This is a genomic window from Salibaculum griseiflavum (assembly GCF_003129565.1).
Taxonomy (GTDB): domain Bacteria; phylum Pseudomonadota; class Alphaproteobacteria; order Rhodobacterales; family Rhodobacteraceae; genus Salibaculum; species Salibaculum griseiflavum.
Genome location: NZ_QETF01000013.1, coordinates 46,714 through 73,079 on the forward strand (window position 1 = coordinate 46,714; position 26,366 = coordinate 73,079).

Annotated in this window: 26 protein-coding genes and 1 riboswitch; of the genes, 10 read left to right on the forward strand and 16 right to left on the reverse strand. The window is 64.2% G+C overall.

Annotated features, from left to right (window positions below; translation table 11 throughout):
* The first annotated feature begins 11 nt into the window (after positions 1–11).
* Both DFK10_RS11700 and DFK10_RS11705 read left to right on the forward strand, forming a co-directional pair.
* On the forward strand, positions 12–1,349 hold the full coding sequence (locus DFK10_RS11700) for a cytochrome b (protein WP_109389217.1): 1,338 nt from the start codon (positions 12–14) through the stop codon (positions 1,347–1,349).
* A 17-nt stretch (positions 1,350–1,366) separates the two neighbouring features.
* On the forward strand, positions 1,367–2,191 hold the full coding sequence (locus DFK10_RS11705) for a cytochrome c1 (protein WP_109389218.1): 825 nt from the start codon (positions 1,367–1,369) through the stop codon (positions 2,189–2,191).
* Between the two features lie 48 nt (positions 2,192–2,239).
* Here the strand turns inward: DFK10_RS11705 and DFK10_RS11710 are convergent, their stop codons facing one another.
* From DFK10_RS11710 to thiB, 3 genes are read right to left on the reverse strand one after another with little or no spacing between them, the layout of a single operon-like run.
* Positions 2,240–2,935, reverse strand: a complete 696-nt coding sequence (locus DFK10_RS11710; RefSeq protein WP_235866832.1) for a thiamine ABC transporter ATP-binding protein — start codon at positions 2,933–2,935, stop codon at positions 2,240–2,242.
* Positions 2,919–4,421 (reverse strand): ABC transporter permease family protein, encoded by a 1,503-nt coding sequence (locus DFK10_RS11715; RefSeq protein WP_109389219.1) that lies wholly within the window; start codon positions 4,419–4,421, stop codon positions 2,919–2,921. The genes DFK10_RS11710 and DFK10_RS11715 overlap by 17 nt, the downstream gene beginning before the upstream one ends.
* Positions 4,397–5,380, reverse strand: coding sequence for a thiamine ABC transporter substrate binding subunit (gene thiB / locus DFK10_RS11720; protein WP_408005590.1), 984 nt, complete (start codon positions 5,378–5,380; stop codon positions 4,397–4,399). Before thiB ends, DFK10_RS11715 begins: the two co-directional genes overlap by 25 nt.
* Positions 5,381–5,414: 34 nt before the next feature.
* A riboswitch (TPP riboswitch) is annotated at positions 5,415–5,520 on the reverse strand.
* 76 nt (positions 5,521–5,596) lie between these two features.
* Between thiB and aroC the strand changes: the two genes are divergently transcribed.
* Positions 5,597–6,700 carry a chorismate synthase gene (aroC, locus tag DFK10_RS11725; protein WP_109389221.1) on the forward strand — a complete coding sequence of 368 codons (1,104 nt, stop codon included), beginning with the start codon at positions 5,597–5,599 and terminating at the stop codon, positions 6,698–6,700.
* On the opposite strand, the gene DFK10_RS11730 is transcribed toward aroC, so the two are convergent.
* The 3 genes from DFK10_RS11730 to DFK10_RS11740 all read right to left on the reverse strand — a co-directional run bounded on the left by DFK10_RS11730 (position 6,697) and on the right by DFK10_RS11740 (position 9,622).
* The gene (locus DFK10_RS11730) at positions 6,697–7,587 is read right to left on the reverse strand and encodes a DMT family transporter (protein WP_109389247.1); all 891 of its coding nucleotides are present in this window, start codon (positions 7,585–7,587) and stop codon (positions 6,697–6,699) included. The two genes, aroC and DFK10_RS11730, sit on opposite strands and share 4 nt — an antisense overlap.
* A 137-nt stretch (positions 7,588–7,724) precedes the next feature.
* Positions 7,725–8,012 carry an HU family DNA-binding protein gene (locus DFK10_RS11735; RefSeq protein ID WP_109389222.1) on the reverse strand — a complete coding sequence of 96 codons (288 nt, stop codon included), beginning with the start codon at positions 8,010–8,012 and terminating at the stop codon, positions 7,725–7,727.
* 131 nt (positions 8,013–8,143) lie between these two features.
* On the reverse strand, positions 8,144–9,622 hold the full coding sequence (locus tag DFK10_RS11740) for an AMP nucleosidase (RefSeq protein WP_109389223.1): 1,479 nt from the start codon (positions 9,620–9,622) through the stop codon (positions 8,144–8,146).
* Positions 9,623–9,821: 199 nt separating this feature from the next.
* Here DFK10_RS11740 and DFK10_RS11745 point away from each other — a divergent pair, with 199 nt between their 5' ends.
* The 6 genes from DFK10_RS11745 (at position 9,822) to DFK10_RS11770 (ending at position 16,481) form a co-directional block, all read left to right on the forward strand.
* Positions 9,822–10,577: a class II aldolase and adducin N-terminal domain-containing protein gene (locus DFK10_RS11745; protein WP_109389224.1), complete on the forward strand. Its 756-nt coding sequence runs from the start codon at positions 9,822–9,824 to the stop codon at positions 10,575–10,577.
* A gap of 100 nt (positions 10,578–10,677) precedes the next feature.
* Positions 10,678–11,841, forward strand: coding sequence for an acyl-CoA dehydrogenase family protein (locus tag DFK10_RS11750; RefSeq protein WP_109389248.1), 1,164 nt, complete (start codon positions 10,678–10,680; stop codon positions 11,839–11,841).
* 97 nt (positions 11,842–11,938) lie between these two features.
* Complete coding sequence (locus DFK10_RS11755; protein WP_109389225.1) at positions 11,939–13,930, forward strand: acetate--CoA ligase family protein; 1,992 nt, start codon at positions 11,939–11,941, stop codon at positions 13,928–13,930.
* The gene (locus DFK10_RS11760; protein WP_109389226.1) at positions 13,927–14,709 is read left to right on the forward strand and encodes a carnitinyl-CoA dehydratase; all 783 of its coding nucleotides are present in this window, start codon (positions 13,927–13,929) and stop codon (positions 14,707–14,709) included. The genes DFK10_RS11755 and DFK10_RS11760 overlap by 4 nt, the downstream gene beginning before the upstream one ends.
* 107 nt (positions 14,710–14,816) lie before the next feature.
* On the forward strand, positions 14,817–15,683 hold the full coding sequence (locus DFK10_RS11765) for an SDR family oxidoreductase (protein WP_109389249.1): 867 nt from the start codon (positions 14,817–14,819) through the stop codon (positions 15,681–15,683).
* Between the two features lie 24 nt (positions 15,684–15,707).
* Positions 15,708–16,481 (forward strand): ion transporter, encoded by a 774-nt coding sequence (locus DFK10_RS11770; RefSeq protein ID WP_109389227.1) that lies wholly within the window; start codon positions 15,708–15,710, stop codon positions 16,479–16,481.
* 124 nt (positions 16,482–16,605) lie between these two features.
* On the opposite strand, the gene dxs is transcribed toward DFK10_RS11770, so the two are convergent.
* From dxs to DFK10_RS11800, 6 genes are all read right to left on the reverse strand, one after another.
* Positions 16,606–18,519 (reverse strand): 1-deoxy-D-xylulose-5-phosphate synthase, encoded by a 1,914-nt coding sequence (dxs, locus tag DFK10_RS11775; RefSeq protein WP_109389228.1) that lies wholly within the window; start codon positions 18,517–18,519, stop codon positions 16,606–16,608.
* A complete protein-coding gene (locus tag DFK10_RS11780; protein WP_109389229.1) occupies positions 18,519–19,427 on the reverse strand; it encodes a polyprenyl synthetase family protein in 909 nt (302 codons plus the stop codon). Before DFK10_RS11780 ends, dxs begins: the two co-directional genes overlap by 1 nt.
* Entirely contained in the window at positions 19,381–19,623 is a 243-nt protein-coding gene (locus DFK10_RS11785) for an exodeoxyribonuclease VII small subunit (protein ID WP_109389230.1), read from the reverse strand. The genes DFK10_RS11780 and DFK10_RS11785 overlap by 47 nt, the downstream gene beginning before the upstream one ends.
* Positions 19,620–20,546 carry a histone deacetylase family protein gene (locus tag DFK10_RS11790; protein WP_109389231.1) on the reverse strand — a complete coding sequence of 309 codons (927 nt, stop codon included), beginning with the start codon at positions 20,544–20,546 and terminating at the stop codon, positions 19,620–19,622. The genes DFK10_RS11785 and DFK10_RS11790 overlap by 4 nt, the downstream gene beginning before the upstream one ends.
* A 71-nt stretch (positions 20,547–20,617) precedes the next feature.
* On the reverse strand, positions 20,618–21,319 hold the full coding sequence (locus DFK10_RS11795) for a response regulator (RefSeq protein ID WP_109389232.1): 702 nt from the start codon (positions 21,317–21,319) through the stop codon (positions 20,618–20,620).
* 1 nt (position 21,320) lies between these two features.
* The gene (locus DFK10_RS11800; protein ID WP_109389233.1) at positions 21,321–21,821 is read right to left on the reverse strand and encodes a MarR family winged helix-turn-helix transcriptional regulator; all 501 of its coding nucleotides are present in this window, start codon (positions 21,819–21,821) and stop codon (positions 21,321–21,323) included.
* Positions 21,822–21,971: 150 nt separating this feature from the next.
* Here DFK10_RS11800 and DFK10_RS11805 point away from each other — a divergent pair, with 150 nt between their 5' ends.
* Positions 21,972–22,841 carry a branched-chain amino acid aminotransferase gene (locus DFK10_RS11805; RefSeq protein ID WP_109389250.1) on the forward strand — a complete coding sequence of 290 codons (870 nt, stop codon included), beginning with the start codon at positions 21,972–21,974 and terminating at the stop codon, positions 22,839–22,841.
* 61 nt (positions 22,842–22,902) lie between these two features.
* Here the strand turns inward: DFK10_RS11805 and DFK10_RS11810 are convergent, their stop codons facing one another.
* From DFK10_RS11810 to queG, 4 genes are all read right to left on the reverse strand, one after another.
* Positions 22,903–23,088 carry a hypothetical protein gene (locus DFK10_RS11810; RefSeq protein ID WP_109389234.1) on the reverse strand — a complete coding sequence of 62 codons (186 nt, stop codon included), beginning with the start codon at positions 23,086–23,088 and terminating at the stop codon, positions 22,903–22,905.
* Between the two features lie 78 nt (positions 23,089–23,166).
* The gene (locus tag DFK10_RS11815) at positions 23,167–24,099 is read right to left on the reverse strand and encodes a DMT family transporter (RefSeq protein WP_109389235.1); all 933 of its coding nucleotides are present in this window, start codon (positions 24,097–24,099) and stop codon (positions 23,167–23,169) included.
* 36 nt (positions 24,100–24,135) lie between these two features.
* Entirely contained in the window at positions 24,136–25,302 is a 1,167-nt protein-coding gene (locus DFK10_RS11820; RefSeq protein WP_109389236.1) for a PQQ-dependent sugar dehydrogenase, read from the reverse strand.
* A complete protein-coding gene (queG, locus tag DFK10_RS11825; RefSeq protein ID WP_109389237.1) occupies positions 25,299–26,342 on the reverse strand; it encodes a tRNA epoxyqueuosine(34) reductase QueG in 1,044 nt (347 codons plus the stop codon). The genes DFK10_RS11820 and queG overlap by 4 nt, the downstream gene beginning before the upstream one ends.
* Positions 26,343–26,366: the final 24 nt, after the last annotated feature.

Here is a 26,366-nt window from a genome sequence, read left to right on the forward strand (position 1 = left end):
GAGAGCCGAAGATGTCCGGAATTCCCCACGACCATTACGAACCGAAGACGCGCGGCGAAAAGTGGCTGGAAAGCCGCCTGCCCGTCATCGGCCTGATCTATGACACCCTGATGATCCCCACCCCCAAGAACCTGAACTGGATGTGGATCTGGGGTATCGTCCTGGCCTTCTGCCTAGTGCTGCAAATCGCCACCGGCGTCGTGCTGGTCATGCACTACACCCCGCATGTCGACCTGGCCTTCGCCAGCGTCGAACACATCATGCGCGACGTGAATGGCGGTCACATGATCCGCTACTTCCACATGAACGGCGCCTCGCTGTTCTTCGTGGCCGTCTATGCCCATATCTTCCGTGGTCTTTACTACGGGTCCTACAAGGCCCCGCGCGAGGTCACCTGGATCATCGGCATGCTGATCTACCTGATGATGATGGGCACCGCCTTCATGGGCTACGTTCTGCCCTGGGGTCAGATGTCGTTCCACGGCACCGCCGTTATCACCGGCCTGTTCGGCGCCATCCCCTTCATCGGCGACGAGATCCAGACCTGGCTGCTGGGCGCATCGTCCGTGGGTCAACCGGCCCTGAACCGCTTCTTCTCGCTGCACTATCTTCTGCCCTTCGTCATTGCCGGGCTGGTGATCGTGCACATCTGGGCCTTCCACTCGACCGGCAACAACAACCCCACAGGTGTTGAAGTGCGCCGCACCTCGAAGGCCGAAGCCGAGAAAGACACCCTGCCCTTCTGGCCCTACTTCGTGATCAAGGACCTGTTCGCGCTGGCCGTGATCCTGACCGTCTTCGTCGCGATCGTGGGCTTCATGCCGAACTACCTGGGCCACCCGGACAACTACGTCGAGGCCAACCCGCTGGTAACCCCGTCGCACATCGTTCCGGAATGGTACTTCCTGCCCTTTTACGCGATCCTGCGGTCCTTCACCGCTGACGTCTGGGTCGTGATCCTGGCCAACTGGATCTCGTTCGGGATCATCGACGCCAAGTTCTTCGGCGTGCTGGCCATGTTCGGTGCGATCATCGTCATGGCGCTGGCCCCGTGGCTGGACACCTCGTCGGTGCGCTCGGGTCGCTACCGCCCGATGTTCAAGTGGTGGTTCGCCCTGCTGGTCGTGGACTTCTTCGTGCTCATGTGGGCCGGGGCCATGCCCGCCGAAGGCATCTACCCGATCATCGCCCTTATCGGGTCGGCCTACTGGTTCGCCTACTTCCTGATCATCCTGCCCCTGCTGGGCGTGATCGAGAAGCCGGACACGCCGCCCGCCACGATCGAGGACGATTTCAACGCGCACTATGGCAACAAGGCCGCCGATAGCTCGGCGACCCCGGCCGAGTGAGAAAGGACCGTAAGACAATGATCCGCACACTCACCCTTACCGCAGCCGTCGCCCTCGGACTGGCCACCGGCGCCAACGCCGCCGGGGCCGAGGACACGCATATCACCGACTATTCCTTCTCTTACGAAGGGCCGTTCGGTGCATTTGACCAGTTTCAGCTGCAGCGTGGCCTTCAGGTCTACACCGAGAACTGCTCGGCCTGTCATGGTCTGAAATATGTCAGCTTCCGCAATCTCAGCGACGAGGGCGGCCCGCACCTGCCGGAAGATCAGATGCGCGCCTACGCGGAACAGTTCTTCATGTCGGATTTCGATTCGCCCGAGAACTTCGACCTGATCGACCCGGAAACCGGCGACCAGAAGACCCTGACCCCGGCCGACCACTTCCCGGCCAACAACACCCAGGGCGCGCCGGACCTGTCGCTGATGGCGAAGGCCCGTGCAGGCTTTCATGGCCCCTACGGCACCGGCCTCAGCCAGCTGTTCAACGGCATGGGCGGCGGCGAGTACATTGCCTCGATCCTGTCTGGCTATACCGGCGAAACCAAGGAAGAAGCAGGCGTCGTTCTCTACCAGAACGAGGCGTTTCCGGGCGGCTACATCTCGATGGCCCCGCCGCTCTTCGAGGATGGCGTTGTCTACGCCGATGGCACCCCCGCCACCGTCGAGCAACAGGCGCAGGACGTGGCCGCATTCCTGATGTGGACGGCCGAACCCAAGATGATGGCCCGCAAGCAGGCCGGTCTGACCGGCGTCATCTTCCTGACGGTTCTGTCGGTTCTGCTCTACATGACGAACAAGCGTCTTTGGGCCCCGCACAAGAAGGCTGCCAAGAAGGCCTGAACGGTCCAGGACACGATTTGAAAGGCCCGCCCGACCCGGCGGGCCTTTTTATTTGCCCAGATAGGACCGCAGGGGACTGGCCGGATCTTCCAGCACCTCGGCCGCGGGTCGCGGGGGCGAGACCGTGCCGTCGATCACGACGCTGATCGCATCCGCCTGCGCCGCATCCTCGGGATCGTGACTGACAAACAGCACCGTGCGCCCAGCCCCGCCCAGCACGTCACGGCACAGCGCCAGCATCTCGCGCCGCTGGCCTGGCCCAAGGGCCGAAAACGGCTCGTCCAGCAGAACGAGGGGCTTGTCCTGAAGCAAGACGCGCGCCAGCGCCGCGCGGCTCTGCTGCCCACCCGAAAGCGTGCCCGGCATGCGCGCGCCCATCTCGCCCAGCCCGACACGCGCCAGGGCCTCGTCAACCTGCCGGGTCTCGTTGGCTGTCGGCCGGGCGCGGGCTGTCAGGGCCAAGGCGATGTTGCGCGCCACGCTCAGATGGGGAAACAGGTTGTTGTCCTGGAACAGCGTCGCGACAGGCCGTTTTCCCGGCGGGAGAGTGTCGATCCGGGTGCCGTTCCAACGCACCGAACCCGACGCTACCGGCACGAACCCGGCCACGGCATTCAGAACGGTCGATTTGCCCGCGCCTGACGGACCCAGAAGCGCGATGAACCCGCCTCCCTGGACCGTCAGATCGGCGGCAAGCTCAAACCCGTCGAGAGCAATCTTCAAATTCTCAAGCGCCAGCGCCAACGCGGCCTCCTCTGTCGAACAACCAGAATACACCAAGGCTAAGCGCCACCAGCAGCACCGCGGCACCGGCCGCGGCCTCCATCTGGTAGGCGGCCATCAAGCGAAACATGGCAAGCGGCAGGGTTTCCTGCCCTCCCGACGCGAACAACGTGATCACCCCCAGATCGCCCATGGACAGCGCCGCCGCAAGGCCAGCGGCAAAGCCGAGCGGCCGCCGGATACGGGGCAGGATCAGCACCCGCATCCGCGCCCAACCGCTCAACGCCAAGCCATCGGCCAGCCGCCCGAACTGCGCCTCGGCATCGTCTCGCGCCGTGGACAGAATCCTTACCGCGAAGGGCAGCGCGAAAAGGGCATTCATCAGCGCCGTGACCGGAAGCGCCACGCTTGAGGGTCGCAGGAACGGGAAAACGACGATGAACAGGCCCGTGCCCAAAACCAGCGCCGTCACGGAGAGCGGCAGGGTCGCCACCACGCGCGGCCAGTTTTGGCCATGGGTCACGATCGTGATCGCAAGCAGGATACACAGCGTCATGGACGCCAGCGCGACGATAACCGAGCGGCCGGCGGCCGCATAGACCGAGACCGGCACCTGCTGCAGGCCGGGCAGGCCGGACAGGATGATCGCCGCCAATGGCAGGATGAGGAAGAGCGCCGCCAAGGCCATGACCAGACCGTCCAATCGGGGCGAACCGTCCCACCGCTCCACCGTGCGATCCAGCCCGGCGCCCAGCGCGTCCGGCGCCTCGACCACGATCAGGGCCGCCATGGCGAGGACGCAGACGCCAAGCTGAATCAGCGCCAGCGTAGCCGCACCACCAAGGTCGAATTCGAAGCGCACCGCCTGATAGATCGCCAGTTCCAGCGTGGTTGCCCTCGGCCCGCCACCAAGGATCAGGGCCACGGCGAAACTGGTGGTGCAGACAAGGAAGATGACCACGAAAACCCCCGGCACGGTGCGGCGCAGCATCGGCCATTCCAGCAAACGCCCCACTGGCTGCCCCAGTTGCGCCGCGACGCGGAACCGCTCGGCCGGGATGGACAGCCAGCCATGCACCAGCATGCGCACGGCCAGCGGCAGATTGAAGAAGACATGGGCCAGGATCACGCCCTGGGGTCCATAGATCGTCACCGGGGGCAGGCCGATCCCCGCCAGCACCGTATTGACGAGCCCCGAGCGGCCAAAGATCGACACCAGCCCCATGACCGCGACGATCACCGGCAGAACGAAGGGCGCGCCCAGCAAAGTGATGAGGGCCGCACGCCCCCGGAACCGCCGCCGCGCCAAGGCTCGGGCCACGGGTATGGCCAGCAGGACGCTCAGCCCGGCCGAGACAAGCGCCTGCCAGATGGTAAAACGGAACGCTGCCCAATCAGCGGCGCTCAGCCCGGCGATGCCCCCGGCTGTCCAGATCACGGCCCCGATGGGGACCGCGATCAATGACAGCACAAGAAGCGCCGCTATCGTGCCAGCGCCGCGCGCCATTCTTCCAGGGCCGCGTCACGCGTGGCAGAGGCCTCTTCCGGGGACAGCAGGAGGGCCGTTTCCGGCTGGATCAGGGTCTCGAACCCGTCCGGCAGGCCGTCCTCGGGCACGACGGCGGGATACATCCAGTTGGTCGTCGGGATGGCCGACTGGAACGCATCGGTCAACATGAAGGCAAGGAACTGATCGGCCAGGTCGGGCACATCGGTGCTGGCGACCTTGCCGGCCACCTCGACCTGCATGTAGTGGCCTTCCTCGAAGGCCCAGGCCACCTTGCTGTCATCTTCTTCCGCGATCAGGTGGTAGGCGGGCGAGGTGGTGTAGGACAGAACCGCGTCGGCCTCGCCTTCCAGGAACAGGCCATAGGCCTCGGACCAACCCGGCGTGACGGTGACGATATTGTCGGCCAGGTCTTCCCAAAGGGCGCTGGCCTCATCGCCATAGGCGGTCTTTACCCACATCAGAAGCCCAAGCCCCGGCGTTGACGAACGCGGGTCCTGAATGACGATCTGGATGTCGCTGTCGGCAAGGTCCCGCAGCGAGGTCGGCGCCTCGGCGCCGGCATTGCCGACAAAGGCGAAATAACCCCAGTCGAAGGGCAGGAAATGGCTATCGGTCCATTCAACGGGCAGGTCCAGATCCGGCGACAGCCCATGTTCCGCGAAAAGCCCCGTTTCCCGCGCGGCGGCGGTCAGGTTGGTGTCCAGCCCCAACACGATATCGGCGTCGGTGCGCGGACCTTCCAGTTGCAGGCGCGACAAAAGGGCGGCGCCATCCCCGGCGCCTTCGAATTGCAGGTCGCAACCGCAGGTCTCTTCGAACGCCGCCTCGACCGCGGGGCCGGGGCCCCATTCGGTGACGAAACTGTCATAGGTGTAGACGGTCAGCACGTTTTCCTGGGCCATGGCACTCGTGGCCAGAAGTCCCGCGATGACGGAAAGGGTGGTTTTCATGTGCATCCTCCATATCGCCGGACGGAAGTCGGAATAATGAGGATCGCTCACAAACCTTCCCTCCGCCGGTCTTAACCGGTTCAGGTTCAACGGGTTCGCCGGATTGGCATCTCAGCTTCGTTTCCGAAGCACCCCGAGGTAGCGCGGAACCTAGGGCCTGCCCCCGGGCTTGGCAAGACCCGCAGTGGCCGCTAGACGGGGCGGGCAAACGGAGCGTCCAACATGAGCCTCAACAGCTACGGTCATCTTTTCCGCGTCACCACCTGGGGCGAGAGCCACGGGCCCGCCCTGGGGGCCACAGTCGACGGCTGTCCGCCGGGCGTGCCATTGACGGCGCCGATGATCCAGCGATGGCTCGACAAGCGGCGTCCGGGCCAGAACAAGATGACCACCCAGCGCAATGAACCCGATGCGGTGGAAATCCTGTCCGGCGTGTTCGACGACACGACCACCGGCACGCCGATCCAGCTGATGATCCGCAACACGGACCAGCGGTCCAAGGATTACGGCGAGATCGCGCAGACGTTTCGCCCCGGCCATGCCGACATCACCTATCACCAGAAATACGGGCTGCGGGACTATCGCGGTGGCGGGAGGTCTTCGGCCCGCGAAACGGCGGCCCGCGTGGCGGCCGGCGGTGTCGCGCGCGAGGCGATCAAGCAACTCGCGCCGGGGGTGGAGATCAAGGGCTACATGGTCCAGATGGGCGAAAAGACCATCGACCGCGCCCGGTTCGATTGGGACAGCATCGACGACAACGATTTCTGGTGCCCCGACCCGCAGGCGGTACCGGACTGGACCGACTACCTGAACTGGTTGCGCAAGGACGACCACAACTCGGTCGGGGCGATGATCGAGGTCGTGGCCCGCGGCGTGCCCGCCGGCATCGGGGCGCCCGTCTATGGCAAGCTGGATACCGACCTGGCCGCCGCGATGATGAGCATCAACGCCGTGAAAGGTGTCGAAATCGGCGAGGGCATGGCCGCCGCCGCCCTCACCGGGCGCGACAATGCCGACGAGATCTTCATGGGGCCGAACGGACCTGAGTATTCATCGAACCATGCCGGGGGTGTCCTGGGGGGCATCAGCACCGGTCAGGACATCGTCGTGCGCTTTGCCGTCAAACCGACCAGCTCGATCCTGTCGCCGCGCAAGTCGATCCGGATCGACGGCACCCCGACCGAGGTCGTGACCAAGGGCCGCCATGACCCTTGCGTCGGCATCCGCGCCGTGCCCGTGGGCGAGGCGATGATGGCCGCTGTTATCCTTGACCACATCCTGCTGGACCGCGGCCAGACCGGCGGCCTGCGCGGCCAGATCGGCTAGGCCGCCTGCTTGGCCGGGCTCGCCGGTTTCTGCCTGGACAATTGAACGGCAAGGATGCCGAAGGTGATGATCGCCACGCCGATCACGTCGCTCCAGCCAAGGGGTTCACTCAAGAGAACCCATGCCGTCAGGACCCCGAAGAAGGGCGTCAGGAAGTGGAACACCGCCGCGCGCACGGCCCCGATCCGGTTGACCAGCACGAACCAGACCAGGGTCGCCATCAGCCCCGGTACGACCACCGTGTAGGCGAAGGCCACGCCCAACTGCCAGGACCAGGTGACCTGGAATGTCTCGAAAGACAGGGCCGCGCCCCAGAGCAGCGCGCTACCAACCAGCATCTGAAGCCCGACGATCATCAGGAAGTTTCCGCCCGAAGACGCCCCGCGCACACTCATCGTGGCCACGGCCAGCGACAGAACGGCAATGGCACACAAGGCAATCCCGTAGAGATCAGCCCCGCCCTGCACCCGCGCGCCCATGATGATCGCCACGCCGACAACCCCCGCGAACAACCCCGCGACACCCAGCAGCGGCAGCTTTTCCCCGAAGACCGCCCAGCCGGCGATGGCGACGATCAGCGGCATGGTCGAGGCGATAATCGCAGCCAAGGAGGCCTCGACCGTCTGCATGGCCACGAAATTCAGGCCGAGATAAAGCGCGTTCTGGCACACCCCGAACACGATCGTAGCCGTCCATTGCCGGCGAGTCAGGTGCCAGCTCTGGCCCAACATCCGCGCCAGCACCACACCGATCAGCCCGGAGATCAGGAAGCGTATCGCCAAAGCATGCAGCGGCGAAGCATATTGAACGATGACCCTCGCAGAGGTGAAGGCCGAGGCCCACATTACCCCGAAAGCCACGCCCAGCGCGATGGCCCTGATATCCACCTGGGTCTTCATGTGTCGGAAAATCCCTGCCCTTGTTTCCTGCAAGCTGACCACGAATAGCCGCCATTGGAAAGGCCCGGAGGGCAACGAAAAAGGGCCGCCCGCGGGCGACCCTTTCACGATCTATTCGGCAAGGATCAGGAGTTCACGCTGTCCTTGAGCGCCTTGGCAATGGTCATCTTGACCACCTTGTCGGCGTCCTTCTTGATCTGCTCGCCGGTGGCGGGGTTGCGCACCATGCGCTCGGGGCGCTCACGGCAGTAGATCTTGCCGACGCCGGGCAGGGTCACGGCACCGCCGCCGGACACTTCCTTGGTGATGATGCCGGTGATGGCGTCCAGCGCGGCGCTTGCGGATTTCTTGTCAGTCCCCATTTCTTCGGCCAGGGCAGCGACAAGCTGGGTCTTGGTCAACGGTTTTGCCATGATGTGGTCTCCTCATTCCGCCCGATTGGTTGGGCTTTTCTGGCATTATTTAACGGTATCTTGTGTTCGTCCACAACGGTTAGTGTGTTTGAGAAGGCAAAAAAACCCTATTTTGTGGGCTTTTTGGGCCTTTACAGGAAGGCCGTTTCCTCGAAAGAGCGCAATTTCCGGCTGTGAATCCGCTCCAGCGGCATTTCACGCAGGTGTTCCATGGCCCGTATCCCGATCATCAGGTGACGCGCGACCTGCGTTTTGTAGAAATCGCTGGCCATGCCCGGCAGCTTCAATTCGCCGTGCAGCGGCTTGTCACTGACACAAAGCAGCGTGCCATAGGGCACTCGGAACCGAAACCCGTTCGCGGCGATGGTGGCGCTTTCCATATCAAGCGCGATGGCGCGGGATTGCGACAGGCGCTGGACGGGTCCGGTATGCTCGCGCAGTTCCCAGTTGCGGTTGTCCAGCGAGGCCACCGTGCCGGTCCGCATCAAGCGCTTGAGCTCGTAACCTTCCAGCGCGGTTTCGCCGGCAACGGCGGTTTCCAGGGCGATCTGGATCTCGGCCAGGGCCGGAATCGGAACCCAGACCGGCAGGTCGTCGTCCAGCACCTTGTCTTCGCGCAGGTAGCCGTGGGCCAACACGAAATCTCCCAACCGCTGCGAATTCCGCAGTCCGGCGCAATGGCCCACCATGAGCCAGGCATGTGGGCGCATGACGGCAATATGGTCGGTGGCGGTCTTCGCGTTGGATGGACCCACCCCGATATTGACCAGGGTGATCCCCGCATTGCCGGGGCGTTTCAAGTGGTAGGTCGGCATCTGCGGCAGCTTCTCGGGCAAGCAGAGCGGCGCGTCCGGGTCGGTGATTTCGTCACATCCCGGCGCCACGAAACCACTGTAGCCGCTGTCGGGGTCGGCCAGCATGGCGCGGGCATAGGCCTCGAATTCCTGCACGTAGAACTGGTAGTTCGTGAACAACACATGGTTCTGGAAATGCTCGGGCGCGGTGGCGGTGTAGTGCTGCAACCGGGCGAGCGAATAGTCGATGCGCGGCGCGGTGAAGGGCGCCAGCGGGGCCGAGCCATCCTCGTGCCGGAACCCGATTCCGTTGACGATGTCATCATGCATCATGGCGAGGTCGGGCACGTCGAACACGTCGCGCAGAATGTATTTGATGGCGCCGTCCTGGGGCACGGTGATCTCTCCGCGCACCGCGAAATGCACCGGCATCGCCGTATCGGACACGCCCACCGTGACCGGCTGGCCGTGGTTCTGGATCAGCAGGTCGATCTGCTGGGTCAGGTAGCCTTCGAACAGGTCGGGACGCGTGATCGTCGTGGAATAGGTGCCCGGCCCGGCCACGTGGCCAAAGCTCAGCCGGGTGTCATTTTGGGCGAAGGTCGTGGTCGTGAACCGCAGTTCGGGATAAAAGGCGCGGAACCGTGTGTCGGGCCGGTCCCCCGCGACGTTGTCCTGGAACGTGCGGGTCAGGTATTCCACCGCGATTTCATAGATCTCGCGCAGGCGGGCAACCGCGCTGGCCGCATCGGAAAAGGCTTCTGGCTCCGGCACATCGGGTGACAGGACCGGCAGGTTCGCATCGGACGGGATCATCGCGCATCATCCCCTTGGCAGTTATCAAAACGCACCGCCAGCGCCCTGCGATAACGGTGCGAAACAGGTATCATGAATGTCATCCGTCACAGTGACACCAGTTTCCCCGGACCCGCAAGCCATTCCCCATGTCGTTTTTTCGCTAGTCACGCGAGGTCAGGCCGTGCTTGGCTGAGGGCATCGACCTTTCGGAGACCCCATGACCGTCACGACACTCAAGCCGAACATGGATCATTGGTCCGAGCGTGTGGACCTGGCCGCCGCGTTCCGCTGGACCGCGCGGCTGAACATGCACGAGGGCGTGGCCAACCATTTCAGCCTTGCCATCAGCGACGATGGCACACGGTTCCTGATGAACCCCAACCAGATGCATTTCGCGCGGATCAAGGCCAGTGACCTGATCGTGGTGGATGCCAACGACCCCGAGACTCTGTCCGGACCCGACGCCCCCGACCCGACGGCCTGGGGCCTGCATGGCGGTCTGCACAGGCATTGCCCCCATGCCCGCTGCGCCATGCATGTGCATTCGATCCACGCCACCGTTCTGGCCTCTCTGGCAGACAGCCGCTTGCCGCCCATCGACCAGAACTGCGCGACCTTCTTCAATCGCTACGTCATCGACGACGGGTATGGCGGATTGGCCTTCGAGGACGAGGGCGAACGCTGCGCCGGCCTTCTGACCGACCCCAGGAAGAAGGTCATGATCATGGGCAATCACGGGGTCATGGTGATCGGTGCCACCGTCGCCGAGACCTTCAATCGGCTTTACTATTTCGAGCGCGCGGCCGAGACCTATATCCGCGCCCTGCAAACCGGCCAGCCCTTGCGCGTCCTGTCTGACGAGATCGCCGAAAAAACCGCGCGGGAACTGGAAGACTACCCCGAACAGGACGAGCGCCACCTGTCGGAACTCAAGGCGATTCTTGATGAGGAAGGCTCTGACTATGCCCGGTAGGCTGTTCTTCGAGGACCTGTCGCGCTGGACCAGCACCCGGCGGCTGGGACGGAGCTAGGGTCGGACCCACCCTTTCCCGTCCCTACAGAAGGCCCAGATGATGACAACCTATGGTCTGACCGACGAACAGCAGATGATCGCCGACACCGTCCGCAACTTCGTCGAAAAGGAAATCTACCCACACGAAGAACTTGTCGAACGCACTGGCGAAGTCCCCGGGGAAATCGCGGACGAGATCAAGAGAAAGACACTCGATCTGGGCTTCTATGCCTGCAACTTCCCCGAAAGCGTCGGCTGCGCGGGGCTGAACCACCTCGAATTCGCCCTGGTGGAACGGGAACTGGGGCGTGGCTCCATGGCGCTGACCCATTTCTTCGGGCGCCCCCAGAACATCCTGATGGCTTGCGAGGGCGAGCAGGTGGACCGCTACCTGATGCCCGCCGTGCGAGGTGAGCGGATGGACGCGCTGGCGATGACCGAACCCGGCGCCGGGTCGGACGTGCGGGGGATGAAATGCAGCGCCGTGCGGGATGGTGGCGATTGGGTGGTGAACGGGACAAAGCACTTCATCTCGGGCGCGGATCATGCGGATTTCATCATCGTCTTCATCGCGACCGGAGAGGACCAGACCCCCAAGGGCCCCAAGAAACGCATTACCGCCTTCCTTGTCGATCGGGGCACGCCGGGCTTCACCATCCGCGACGGCTACAGGTCCGTCAGTCATCGCGGCTACAAGAACATGATCCTCGACTTCGACGATTGCCGCCTGCCCGACGCCCAGGTCCTGGGCGAGGTCGATGGCGGATTCGAAGTGATGAACACGTGGCTCTATGCCACCCGGATCACCGTAGCGACAATGTCGGTGGGCCGCGCACGGCGGGTGTTCGACTATGCCCTGAATTACGCCGCCGAACGTGAGCAATTCGGCCAGAAGATCGGCAGGTTCCAGGGCGTCAGTTTTCAGCTGGCCGACATGATCACCGAGATCGACGCATCCGACCTGCTGACACTTGCCGCCGCCGACCGGCTGGACCGGGGCCTGCCCGCAAACCGCGAAATCGCCAGCGCCAAGCTCTTTGCGAGCGAGATGCTGGCGCGGGTGACCGACGCGGCGATCCAGATCCATGGCGGGATGGGCCTTATGGATGACTACCCGCTGGAACGGTTCTGGCGGGACGCGCGGGTCGAGAGGATCTGGGACGGCACATCGGAGATCCAGCGCCATATCATCAGTCGCGACCTGTTGCGGGCGCTGGGCGCATGACCCGATTTCGAATTGGCTTCGCCAATCCGACCGGGGCGAGGGGCGCTGCCCCTCGCGCTCCCCGGGATATTTCCGGTCCAAAGAAAGGCGAACGGTAATGCGCGACCTGTCCAGAGTGCTGCGCCCGGACTCCGTGGCGGTGATCGGTGGGGGCGCGTGGTGCCGATCCGTGATGGAACAGATTGAAAGGGCCGGTTTTTCCGGCCCGGTCTGGCATGTGCACCCCCGAAACGGCGCCTATGCGCGGATCGAGGACTTGCCCGGCGCGCCCGACGCGGCCTTCGTGGGGATCAACCGGGATGCGACGATCGAGGCGGTCCAGAGCCTCAATGACGCCGGCGCGGGCGGCGCCGTCTGTTTTGCCAGCGGGTTTGCCGAGGTCGGTGACGGGGCCGAGCGGAACGCCTCGCTGCTGCGAGCGGCGGGTGACATGCCGATCATCGGGCCGAATTGCTACGGCATCATCAATGCGCTGGACGGCGCGCTTCTGTGGCCCGATCAGCATGGGTGCCGGATGGTCGACCGGGGGGTGGCGATCCTGACCCAGAGCTCGAACATGGCGATCAACCTGACGATGCAGAAGCGTGGATTGCCGATCGGCTATGTGGTGACATGCGGCAACCAGGCCCAGACCAGCCAGGCGCGGATTGCCATGGCGCTTCTGGACGATGCCCGTGTCACGGCGATCGGCCTGCATGTGGAAGGGTTCGGGGATGTGGGGGAATGGCAGGCCCTGGCACGCAAGGCGAAGATGCGGCATGTTCCGTTAGTGGTTTTGAAAGTGGGTCAATCCGAGGCCGCCCAGGCCGCGGCCGTGTCCCACACCGCGTCCCTTTCCGGTTCCGATACAGGGGCTCGGGCCTTGTTGGATCACTTGGGCATAGGGCAGGTCGATGACCTGTCCACCTTTCTCGAAGCCCTCAAGCTGCTGCATATCGCCGGTCCATTGCCCAGCGCGCGGATTGCCTCGATCAGCTGTTCGGGCGGCGAGGCGAGCCTGGCCGCGGATACGGGCGCGCGGTTCGGGCTGGAGTTTCCGCCACTGACCCGGCGCCAGACCGACCGTCTGGCCCAGGTGCTGGGCCCCCGCGTAACCCTGGCCAATCCCCTGGATTATCACACCTATATCTGGCGGGATGTTTCGGCCATGACAGATGCGTTTTCGTCCATGGTCGAGCCTGATCTGGCCCTGACACTGTTGATCGTGGATTTTCCGCGCACCGATATATGTAACGACACCGACTGGGACAGCGCCGTTGCAGCTGCCCTCGCCGCGCGCGCGCAAACAGGCGGGCGACTGGCCATGGTGTCGACCCTGCCCGAATTGATGCCCGAAGACCGCGCCCGGGAACTCGCGGCCGGCGGGGTCATTCCGCTGGCCGGCTTGACCGAGGCCATGGGGGCGATCCGGGCCGCCATAATGCGCCACATGGCCGATGCCGACCTGCCTCGACCCGGACCGGCACACCCAGCCGATTTGATTGAAGAAGACGCGGCCAAACGCGTGCTCGCGGACCATGGGGCAACGGTTCCATGGGGGTGCAGGGGGGCGCTTGAGGAGGTGCTGGATCAGGCAAGGGATCAACCCGGGCCGTTCGTTCTGAAATCCACAGGCATTGCCCACAAGACCGAGGCAGGGGCGGTCATGTTGAACCTTGAAGACGCCGATGACATTCGTGACGCGGCCAACCGGATGCCTGACGGCGATCTGTTGCTGGAACGGATGGTCACGGACGGCGTTGCCGAATTGCTGATCGGAGTCCTGCGGGACCCCGCCCATGGATTTGTTCTGACCCTTGGGGCGGGCGGTGTTCTGACCGAGATCATGCAGGACACCGCGCATTTGCTTGTCCCCGCCTCCCGAAACAGGGTGAGACAGGCTCTGCAATCCCTTCGGATCGCCCCCCTGCTTTCGGGTTATCGTGGCAAGCCCGCGGCCAAGCTCGAAGCCGTTCTCGATGCGATCATGGCCATTCAGGACTATGTTCTTGCCAATACCGCCCATCTTCAAGAGGTTGAGATCAACCCCTTGATCTGCACCCCCAGCCAAGCCGTCGTCGCCGACGCCCTGATCCGGAGAACGCAATGACAGACCCCGTGAAACTGCACCGCGATGGCACGATCCTCGAGGTGACGCTGGACCGTCCCAAGGCCAATGCGATCGACCTGCAGACCAGCCGTCGCATGGGCGAAGTGTTTCGCGATTTCCGGGACGATCCGGAGCTGCGCGTGGCGATCCTGACCGGTGGGGGCGAGAAGTTCTTCTGCCCCGGTTGGGATCTCAAGGCCGCGGCGGACGGCGACGCGGTGGACGACGATTATGGCGTGGGCGGCTTTGGTGGCCTTCAGGAAATGCGCGACATGAACAAGCCCGTGATCGCGGCCGTGAACGGCATCTGCTGTGGGGGCGGCCTGGAACTGGCACTGTCGGCCGACATCATCCTGGCCGCCGATCACGCGCAGTTCGCCCTGCCGGAAATCCGGTCGGGCACCGTTGCGGATGCCGCGAGCGTCAAGCTGCCCAAGCGGATCCCCTATCACATCGCGATGGAGCTGCTGCTGACCGGGCGCTGGTTCGATGCGGACGAGGCGCATCGCTGGGGAATCGTGAACCATATCCACCCGGGTGATCAGCTGATGGACAAGGCCTGGGAGATGGCGCGCCTGCTGGCCTCGGGGCCGCCGCTTGTCTACGCCGCGATCAAGGAAATCGTGCGGGATGCCGAGGACAGCAAGTTCCAGGACGCGATGAACCGTATTACCGGGCGGCAATTGCGCAGCGTCGATGTGCTCTACGATTCCGAGGATCAGCTCGAAGGGGCCCGCGCCTTTGCCGAAAAGCGCGACCCGGTCTGGAAGGGAAAGTAATCTCGGGGGCCCTGAAAAAGGGCAATTGTCGAAAACCCGCCTTGAGAAGGCGACCGAGTATTCGAATGGCCCTTGCCACGGTGGCCGCCTTGTCCCACCTAGAACGCATGGCAAAGCTCATCTCATTCGGCCACGGGTATTCAGCGCGGGCACTCTCGCGCAGGCTGGTGCCGCGGGGCTGGACCGTGTTTGGCACCACCCGCGACCCGGACAAGGCCGACATGTTGCGCGCCGAAGGGGTTACGCCACTGCAATGGGACCGCCGCGCAATCGAAGCCGCGCTGGAGGGCGCGACGCACCTTTTGGTCTCGACCGGCCCGACCGGGTCCGGCGATCCGACCCTGGAGCTTATGGGGGATACCCTGCGCGCACGCGCGGCGCAGTTCGACTGGGTCGGCTACCTGTCCACCACCGGGGTCTATGGCGATCATGGCGGTGACTGGGTGGACGAAACAACACCGCTGACGCCGGGAACCGAGCGCGGCCAGCGCAGGGTCGAAGCCGAGGCGCAATGGGCCGAACAGGGCCTTCCACTGCATATATTCCGGCTCGCCGGTATCTACGGGCCCGGCCGAGGCCCATTCGCCAAGGTGCGCAACGGCACCGCGCGCCGCATCATCAAGCCCGGGCAGGTCTTTTCCCGCATCCATGTCGAGGATATCGCACAAGTGCTCGACGCCTCGATGCACCGCCCGAACCCCGGCGCGGTCTACAATGTCTGCGACGACGACCCGGCGCCGCCGCAGGACGTGATTTCACACGCGGCGCAGCTGCTTGATCTGCCGGAACCGCCAGCCGTCGATTTCGACAAGGCCCAGATGTCGCCCATGGCCCGCAGCTTCTATGCCGAGTCGAAGAAGGTCCGAAACGACAGGATCAAGTCCGAACTCGGGGTCGAACTGCTCTACCCCGACTACCGAACCGGACTTGAGAGCTTGCTGACCCAGGAATCCGCCTCGTCCAAGACCGTTTAGCCCGTCCTATTTGAAAAGCCCATCATGACCCTGAGACACAAAACCAGCCTGTTTATCGACGGCCCGTTCTTCCGAAATTTCATCATCGGCGTGATCATCTTCAACGCCATCATCCTCGGCCTGGAAACATCGGACCGGGTGATGGCGCAATGGGGGTCGGTGATCTACGCGCTGGATACGTTGTGCCTTGTGATCTTCGTGATCGAGATCGTGGCCAAGCTGTTCGCCTACCGGCTCCGGTTCTTCGCCTCGGGCTGGAATATATTCGACTTCGTGATCGTCGGTATCGCCCTGATTCCGGCGGCACAGACCCTTTCCGTGCTACGCGCCCTGCGTATCCTTCGGGTGCTGCGCGTGGTTTCGGCCGCACCGCGCCTGCGCCGGGTGGTCGAAGGCTTCATCACCGCGCTGCCCGGCATGGGCAGCGTCTTCCTTCTGATGGCGCTGATCTTCTATATCGGCTCGGTCATCTCGACCAAGCTCTTCTCCGATGCCTTCCCCGACTGGTTCGGAACCCTGGGCCTCTCGGCCTATTCCCTGTTCCAGATCATGACGCTTGAAAGCTGGTCCATGGGCATCGTGCGCCCGGTGATGGAGGTCTACCCCTATGCCTGGGTCTTCTTCGTCCCCTTCATCCTGCTGACAACCTTCGCGGTCGTGAACCTTCTGGTCGGCCTGATCGTCAACTCGATGCAGGACGCCCACCACGAAGAAGCCGATGCCGCGACAGATACCTATCGGGACGAAGTGCTCAAACGGCTCGACGCAATCGAACGGCGACTATCGGACAAGGGCTGACCGGCCCCTTCATCTTGGCGAATAAACTCACGGCACAGGCCCATGGGCCGAGCCCGCCGGACCAACGGCGTTGTGCGCTCAAGATGTCTCAGGGAAACCTGCGCGGCGCAGCCGCACAATCGGATCACGCCCGTTTGCCGATCACGTCCACGCCCAGCACGTCCAGAACCTTGGCTTCGATATGTTCGGCATTCATGCCGGCGACGTCATACATGTCGCGCGGGCTGGCCTGGTCGATAAAGATATCGGGCAACACCATGGACCGGAACTTCAACCCGTGGTCGAACACGCCTTCCTCGGCAAGAAGCTGCGCCACATGCGAACCGAAGCCGCCGATGGCACCTTCCTCGATGGTGATAAGGGCGTCATGATCGGCCGCCAGTTTCAGGATCAGGTCACGATCCAGGGGCTTGGCGAAACGGGCATCGGCCACCGTGGGCGTAATCCCCTTCCCGCCCAGCGACTCGCAGGCCTTTTCGACCTCGGCCAGGCGGGTGCCGAAGGACAGGATCGCGATGCCCTTGCCCTGCTGCATGATGCGACCCTTGCCGATCTCCAGCGGCTGCGCATCCTCGGGGATCTCGACCCCGACCCCCTCGCCCCGCGGAAAGCGGAAGGCGATGGGGCCGTCATCATGGGACGCGGCCGTGGCCACCATCCGCACCAGCTCCGCCTCGTCCGCCGCGGCCATCACGGTAAAGCCCGGCAGGTTCGACAGGAATCCGATATCGAACGACCCGGCATGGGTCGCCCCGTCCGCGCCGACCAGCCCGGCGCGGTCGATGGCGAAGCGCACCGGCAGGCGCTGGATCGCCACATCATGCACCACCTGGTCGTAGCCGCGTTGCAGGAAGGTGGAATAGAGCGCGCAGAACGGCTTCATCCCGCCGGCGGCCAACCCGGCGGCGAATGTTACGGCGTGCTGTTCGGCGATGCCCACGTCGAAACAGCGGCTGGCATAGCGCTCCATGAACCGGGCCAGACCGGTCCCGTCGGGCATCGCCGCCGTCACAGCGACGATCTTGTCGTCGGCGTCGGCCTGTTTGATCAGCGCCTCGGAAAAGACACTCGTATAGCTGGGCGCGTTCGACGGGGCCTTCTTCTGCTGGCCCGTGATCATGTCGAACTTGGCAGTCGCATGACCCTTGTCCTGGGCACTTTCGGCCGGGGCATAGCCCTTGCCCTTCTTGGTGATCGCATGAATCAGGATCGGCCCGGTGGCGCGTGCCTTGACCGTGCGCAGTACCGAAAGAAGGCTGTCCATGTCGTGCCCGTCGATCGGACCCACATAGGAAAAGCCCAGCGCCTCGAACATCGTGCCGCCCACGGTCATGTGCTTCAGCAAATCCTTGGCCCGCCGCGCGCCTTCTTGCAGGGGCGGCGGCAGGAAGGACACCGCGCCCTTGGCCGCGGCTTTCAGGTCCTGGAAAGGCGCGCCGGCATAGAGTTGCGACAGGTAGGACGACATCGCCCCCACCGGCGGGGCAATCGACATCTCGTTGTCGTTCAGGATCACGATCAACCGTTTACCCAGGTGGCCGGCATTGTTCATCGCCTCGAAGGCCATGCCGGCACTCATTGCGCCGTCACCGATCACGGCGATCGCGTCACCGCCGGCACCCCCGAGGTCGCGGGCCACGGAAAAGCCCAACGCGGCACTGATGGACGTGCTGGAATGCGCGGCGCCGAACGGGTCGTAAGGTGACTCGCTGCGCTTGGTGAACCCCGACAGGCCGTCCTTCTGGCGCAGGGTGCGGATGCGGTCGCGGCGCCCGGTCAGGATCTTGTGCGGATAGCACTGGTGGCTGACATCCCAGATCACCTTGTCCTTCGGCGTATCGAAGACCGAATGCAGCGCCACGGTCAGTTCCACAACGCCTAGTCCCGCGCCCAGGTGCCCTCCGGTCTCGCTTACGGCGGCGATGGTTTCGGTCCGCAGCTCATCTGCAACCTGCCGCAGCTGGGCGTCGGAAAGACCTTTCAGGTCCGCCGGAATCCGGACTTTGTCCAACAGGGGCGTTTCGGGTGGCTGGCTCATCACTTGTCCCGCGAGATCACGTAGCGGGCCAAGTCCCGCAAGTTGTCCGCGTCTTCATCATAAATACATAGGGCATCGCAAGCCTCTGTCACAAGGTCGGCAGCGCGGCGCTTGGCCTCATCCAGCCCCAGAAGCGACACGAAGGTCGCCTTGCCGGCCCCGTCATCCTTGCCCACGGCCTTGCCGACCGTGGCGGCATCGCCTTCGACATCCAGCACATCATCCCAGATCTGGAAGGCCCGGCCGAGCGCATCGCCGTAGCACGCCAACGGGTCGGTATCCGCACCCGCCAGCAGGGCGCCCGCCGTCGCGGACCAATGGATCAGCGCGCCGGTCTTGCCCGCCTGCAAAGCCTCGATCTGCGCCAGGTCCAGGGGCTGGGCAGCATTTTCGGCGGCGATATCCATCGCCTGCCCGCCGACCATGCCACGCACACCGGCCGCGCGCGCCAAAGCGCGGCCAAGGGCCAGAACATGCGCCGGATCGCCCTTTGCCTCGGCCAGCAGCTCAAAACCAAGAGATTGCAGCGCATCGCCCACCAGAACCGCGGTCGCTTCGTCCCATCTGACATGCACGGTGGGCTGGCCGCGCCGCAGCGCATCGTCGTCCATGCAGGGCATGTCGTCGTGGACCAGTGAATAGCCGTGGATGCACTCGATCGCGGCGGCGGGTGCGATCGCATCAGTGATCCCGTGCAACCGGGCGCTCTCGGTCACCAGAAAGGCCCGCAGCCCCTTGCCCCCACGCACGGCATACAGCATCGCTTCGGCCACCGGCAGTTCGACACCGACCAAGGCCGACTCGATTCGTGCCTCGGACGCCTCACGGGCGCGCTCCACCGCCGCTTTCAATGTCACGGGATCAGCCCGCGTCCAGCGGCTCGGTTCCAGTCGGTGTGCCGTCGCCATCCAGCGTCAGTTTGGCGACCTTTTCTTCGGCTTCCTGCAACTTCGCCTCGCAGCGCTTCCGCAGTTTCGCGCCACGTTCATAGAGCGCTATGCTCTCGTCCAGCGGCACCTCGCCGCGCTCCAGCTTGCCCACGACCTCTTCCAGCTCGCGCAGGGCGTCTTCGAAACTCATCTCGGCGACGGGACGGTCACTCATCGGGCTCTCTCCATCAAGACATTCACATGGGCCGCCACGCAGAGGCCCAGGGCCTCCAGATCATAACCGCCCTCAAGCGCCGACACCACACGGCCGCCGCAACTCTCGTCAGCGATGTCACACAGCGCCCCGGTCAGCCAGACGAAATCCTCTACCTCCCAGTTCAGCTGGGCCAGCGGATCAGCGTGATGCGCGTCGAACCCCGCCGAGATCAGCAGCAACTCGGGCGCGAACGCGTGCAGGCGCGGGAAGACCTCGGCCTCGTAGACCCGCCGCATATGGGCGCCATCACTCTCGGGCGGCAAGGCCAGGTTCAGCACGTTGTCATGGGCACCGGTCTCGTCGGGCCGCCCCGTGCCGGGCCAGAGCGGCATCTGGTGCGACGAGACGAACAGGGTCCGCGCCTCGTCCCACAGAAGGTCTTGCGTGCCGTTGCCGTGATGCACGTCGAAATCCACAACGGCGACGCGGGACAGGCCGTGATGGTCAAGGGCATACTTCGCGGCGGCGGCCACGTTGCCGAAAAGGCAGAACCCCATCGGTGTTTCGGTTTCGGCATGGTGCCCGGGCGGGCGCACGGCGGCAAAGGCATTGCCCACCTCGCCTGACAGCACCATGTCCACGCCCCGCAACACAGCACCGGCCCCACGCCAGGCCGCGCCCAGAGATCCGGGCGACACATGGGTGTCGGCATCCAGCGCCCGAATACCCTTCTCCGGGATCGCGTCGGCGATGCGGTCAAGATAGGCCTTGGGATGCACCCGCAGCAGGTCCGCCTCGGCGGCCAGCGGGGCGACCACGCGGGTCAGGTCCAGGTCCTCCAGGGCGCCATAAACGGAATCCAGCCGCGCCACCTGTTCGGGGTGGCCCGGCGGCGTGACATGATCGAAAAAATCGTGATGGGTGATCAGGGCAGTGCTCATGGCGTCAGGAAAACCGCATATTCCAGGTCCGCACAAGGGCTCAGTTCATTCTGAACGCGGAACAACAGGGGTCAGTCCGGTGCAAGCATGTAGCCCGCGCCGCGCACCGTTTGCAGGTATCGCGGCTGTTTGGGGTCTTCCTCCAGTTTGCGGCGCAAACGGGTGATCTGCACATCCACCGCCCGTTCCTGGGCTTGCCCACCGCTGCGCCCCAGCTTCTCAACCAGGTCAGCACGGCTGACAGGTTCTCCCGGCTGGCCCGAGAAGATCTGCAAGAGCTGGTTCTCCGTCGCTGTCAGACGCACGAGGTCTTCGCCCCGCCACATCTCGCCGCGCTCGATATCATAGCGCAACGGACCGAGATGCAGCACCTTGGGCAAGGCCACGCCGGTATCGGTCGCGGGCATCCGCCGCAGGATCGAATTGATCCGCAGCAGCAGTTCCTTGGGTTCGAACGGTTTGGGCAGGTAGTCATCGGCCCCCGCTTCCAGCCCGGCGATCCGGTCGCTGGTTTCGGCCTTGGCGGTCAACAGCAGGATCGGCGTGTCGCGCTGCCGGCGCAATTCGCCGCACAGGGTGACGCCATCGTCGCCCGGCATCATCACGTCCAGGACGATCAGGTCGAAATCCAGCCCCGACAGGATGCGCCGGGCATGGTCCGCATCCCGCGCCGAGGTCACGAGAAACCCGCTCCGCACCAGGAATTTCTGCAACAGGACGCGGATGCGTTCGTCGTCATCGACCACCAGCAAATGCGGATTGTCACTCATCATGTCACACCTTCGCGTCCTTCATCGCCCTGTAATGGCGGTGCAGGTCCTCATCCATCATCGCCTCGAGCACCTGCCGGAACCCGGCGACCGCTTCGGGTCCCGCGGCGCGATAGGCTGCGCGCATCCGGTCCCTCTGGGCGTCCGAGAGACGCTGTTCCAGCGCCCGGCCTTGCTCGGTCAGGTAGAGGTTCCTCTCCCTCTTGTCGGTCTTGCCGACCTCGCTGATCACAAGGCCATCTTCGATCAGCGTGCGCAACACACGGTTCAGAGATTGCTTTGTAACACCGAGGATCGACAGCAGGTTGTTGACGGTCGTGCCGGGGCTGCGCCCGATGAAATGGATGGCCCGGTGATGGGCCCGCCCATAGGCAAGGTCGGCCAGAATACGGTCTGGATCGGCGGTGAAGCCGCGATAGGCGAAGAACATCGCCTCGATGCCCTTGCGCAGCTGGTCATCCGTCAGGAACAACAGCGCCTGTCCGCCTTCAGGTCCGTCGGCCATGGCCCGCCTCCTCATCACGCTTGCGGTAATAATACGTCAGTGTTGTTGACATTCCAAGGCGCGATCAGTATCGAATCAAGGATTTTGCGAAATTTTGTGTCCGGAGCGGACCTAAATGACGCAACAAATGCAAAGCTGATGGAGGATGCTATGGCAGGGGCCTATGATGATCGCGACGGGAAAATCTGGCTGGACGGCCAGTTGGTCGATTGGCGCGATGCGAATGTGCATATCCTGACCCATGCGCTGCACTACGCCTCGTCGGTGTTCGAGGGCGAACGCGCCTATGGCGGAAAGATCTTCAAGAGCCGCGAGCATTCGGAGCGGTTGCATTTCTCGGCCGGGGAGCTGGATTTCGAGATCCCCTACACCATCGACGAGATCGAGGCCGCCAAGCAGCAGGTCCTCGCCGCCAACGGTCTGTCCGATGCCTATGTCCGCGCGGTTGCCTGGCGCGGTGCGGGCGAAGACATGGGCGTCGCCTCGGCGCGCAACCCGGTCCGGGTTGCCATCGCGGCCTGGGAATGGGGTGCATATTACGGTGATGCCAAGTTCAAGGGCGCCAAGCTGGACATCGCCCAATGGAAGCGCCCCAGCCCCGAAACGATCCCGGTGCATGCGAAGGCTGCGGGTCTCTACATGATCTGCACGATCTCCAAGCACGCGGCCGAGGCCAAGGGATGCTCCGACGCGTTGTTCATGGATTATCGCGGCTACGTGGCCGAATGCACCGGTGCCAACATATTCTTCGTCAAGGACGGAGAGGTGCATACCCCCAAGGCCGATGTCTTCCTGAACGGTCTGACCCGCCAAACCGTGATCGGGATGCTCAAGGAAAAGCAGGTTCCGGTGCATGAACGTGTCATCATGCCCGAGGAGCTTGAAGGCTTCCAACAGTGCTGGCTGACCGGGACCGCGGCAGAGGTCACGCCGGTGGGCCAAATCGGGAATTACAATTTCGAAGTTGGTTCGCTGGCCAAGGACATGGTCGAAAGCTACGAGAAACTGGTGCGCAGTTGATCGCGCCACATGGCAAGGCCAAGCCCCCGGAACACCTGTTCCGGGGGCTTTTCGTTTCAGATCAGGCCTCTTGGCCCTTCTCGATCCGCAAGAACTGCCGCAGCCGCCCTGCCCCCTGCTTGCGTGGTTCGCGCTGCAGGCGGCGGGTCGCATCGCTGGGCCGCTCTTCCCGTTCGATCTTCAGGAATGCCTTTGCCCGGGACGCTTGGCCCTGGGGTTTCCGATGGTCGATGATATGGCGTGTCATGAGCACCTCCTCTCTCATGAATGGGGTCTCTTCATACCATGTGGGGGCGCGAAATGCACCCTTTCAACCCCCCGGGGCCTATTGCAGCCCCTTGGCGCTGACCTTGCGGCGGGCGGTTGCGTTGCTGCCCAATTGGCGTTCGCGCAGCACGATGACCACCCCGGCGAGGATCACCAGCGCGGCGCCGAACAGCATCGGCAGAGTCGGGACCTCGTCGAACCAGATATAGCCGATCACGACGGACCAGAGCATCGAGACATAGGTGAAGGGCGCCAGAACCCCCGCATCGGCCAGCCGGTAGGACGAGGTCAGCAGGATCTGACCCATGCCACCGACAAGGCCGGCACCGACCAGGAATGCCGCCTCACCGGGGTTCGGCCAGACCCAGCCGAACGGCACCGTCAGCAGCGAGGCCAGCGTCGAAGTCAGCGAGAACCAGAAGACGATGGCCGCCGTTGTCTCTGACCCGCTCATGCCCTTGACGAAGACCTGTGCCAGAGCGGCAAGGCAGGCCGACCCCAGCACCATGATCGCGCCCAGCGCCTCGGTATTGTCCAGACCGAAGCTGAGCCTCGGCCAGATGATGATCAAGACACCCACGAGGCCCGTCGCCACGGCGCTGATCCGGATCAGGCGCAGCCGTTCCCCCAGCATCAGCGCCGCAAGAATGACCATCACCACGGGCGTCGCGAACCGGATCGCCGTAACTTCCGGCAGCGGCAGGTATTTCAGCCCGGCAAAGCCCAAACCCATCGCCGCCGACCCGACCAATCCACGCACCGCGTGATTGCGCACGCTATTGGTGCGGATGCCCCCCGGCCATTCCCCCTGCCAGATCAACCAGATCAGGATGATCGGCATCGCCATGATCGACCGAAAGAACATGGCCTCGCCCGCAGGCACATTCGGCACGGCCTTGATGAAGGCGGACATGACCGTGAACACCGTCACGGCGGAAATCATCAGGAAGATACCCCGAACGGGGCTGGTTGCGGGTGTCGCGGCGAACATGCGCTCTGCTTACGCCCCGATCCGGCGAATGGCCAGTCAACCCGCCGGCCGCACCCGCATGATGCCCCCATCAGGCGCGTCGATCAGCAGCAGGACCGTGCCATCACCCAGCACCTCGACATCGCGGACCCGGCCGATATCGCGCAGCAGGCGCTCTTCACCCGCCACGCGGCCCTCGGTAAAGCGCAAGCGGACCAGCCCGCCGGGATTGAGCGACCCGATCAACAGATCGCCATTCCAGTCGAACCCGCCGCGCCCGTTATGGAACATCATGCCGCCCGGGGCGATGACCGGATCCCAATAATAAACGGGTTGCTCCATCCCCTCGCGCACAGCCTCACCGGACCCGACGCTGCTCCGGTTGTAATTCACACCATAGGAAATCACCGGCCAGCCATAGTTGCGCCCCGGCAGGGGCCGGTTCAGCTCATCGCCCCCGGCCGGGCCATGTTCTATCGTCCAGAGCCGGCCCTGCGGCCCGATCACCGCGCCCTGCATGTTCCGGTGCCCATAGGACCAGATCGTATCCAGCCCGTCCTCGCCCACAAAGGGATTGTCCGGTGGCACGTCACCCATCGGCGTGACGCGCACGACCTTGCCATAGGTGGTGTCGAGATCCTGCGCCAGCTGCCGCTCGGACCGGCTGAAATGCTCGCCCGTGGTGATGAAGGCCATGCCGTCCGGGCCAAAGACGATGCGGCTGCCGTAGTGCATCGGGTTCGGTGATGGCGGCTCCTGCACGAAGATGTCCTGCACGTCCTGCATCCGGGTGCCGTCTTCGCTGAGCCTGCCGGTCGCCGCTGCCGTCACCGTGCCCCCGTCAACACGTTTGGCATAGGTCCACCAGACCTGGCGGGTTCGGTCGAAATCCGGCCGAACCGCGACGTCCAGAAGCCCCCCCTGCCGCCGGGCATCGACCTCGGGCAGGCCGTTGATCGGCTCCGAAACACCCTCGGGCCCGATCAGCCGCAGACGGCCAGGGCGCTCGCTGACCAGCATCCGGCCATCGGGCAGCACGGCAATTCCCCAGGGATTGGACAGGCCGCGCACCAACCAGTCCGCCTGCACGGCGGTCTCCTTTAGCGCGGGCGCGCGCGTCTGAGCCGGGAAAGCCGGCTCGAACTCCGCATTGGGTGGGCCTTGCTCCACTTGTGCTGCCAGCGGCGTCGCCAGCAGCGCCCAGATCATCACAAGTCGTCTCATTCGAACCTCCGTTCGGTCAAGCGCCCGACCGCCCATTGCGCCGCATCGGCGACGGTATCGTCCGGGTCCGTGCACAGCGCCCGAACAGCCTCAAGCAGTGTCGGGTCACCGGAATTGCCGATCGCGTAGGCGACGTTCCGCACAAAGCGATCTCGTCCGATCCGTTTGATAGGGCTCCCTGAAAACATGGTGCGAAATCCCGCGTCGTCCAGTTTCGCCAACTCGGCCAGCTTGGGGCCGCGCAGATCCTCGCGCCCGACATAGCGCATCTCGGTGGCCTGCTGTGCGAACTTGTTCCACGGGCAGATCGCCAGGCAATCGTCGCAGCCATAGATGCGATTGCCCATCAAAGGGCGCAGTTCCTCGTCCACCGGCCCCTTGTGTTCGATGGTCAGGTAGGAAATGCAGCGCCGCGCATCCAGCTGGAACGGCGCGGGGAAGGCATCCGTGGGGCAGATATCGAGACAGGCGGTGCAGGATCCGCAATTTTCCTGTCCCGGATCATCCGGCGCCAGTGCGACGGTGGTGAAGATCGCGCCCAGAAAGAACCAGTTGCCCAGATCGCGGCTCAGCAGGTTCGTGTGCTTGCCCTGCCAACCAAGACCGGCGGCCTGCGCCAGCGGCTTCTCCATCACCGGGGCGGTATCCACGAAGACCTTGATCTCGCATCCCTCTTCCTCGACCAGCCAGCGCCCGACCCGCTTGAGGCGCTTCTTGACGATATCGTGGTAATCCCGGTTCTGCGCATAGACCGAGATCGCCGCCCGGTCGCGCTGCGTCAGAACCTCCAGGGGGTCGTGATCGGGCGTATAGGGTTCGGCCAACATGATGACGGACCGGGCCTCGGGCCAGAGCGCCGAGGGATCGCCGCGCCAGCCCATGCGCTCGGCCATCCACCCCATCTGGCCATGCCGCCCCTCAGCCACGAAACGATCCAGCCGCGCGGCCATCTCGGGCACTGCATCGGGTCGGCACACGCCGACCTTGGCGAACCCTTCGGCCCGCGCCCGTTCGATCAGCCGGGCCTTAAGATCCGCCAAACCGTCCCCGCTTCTTTGGGGCGA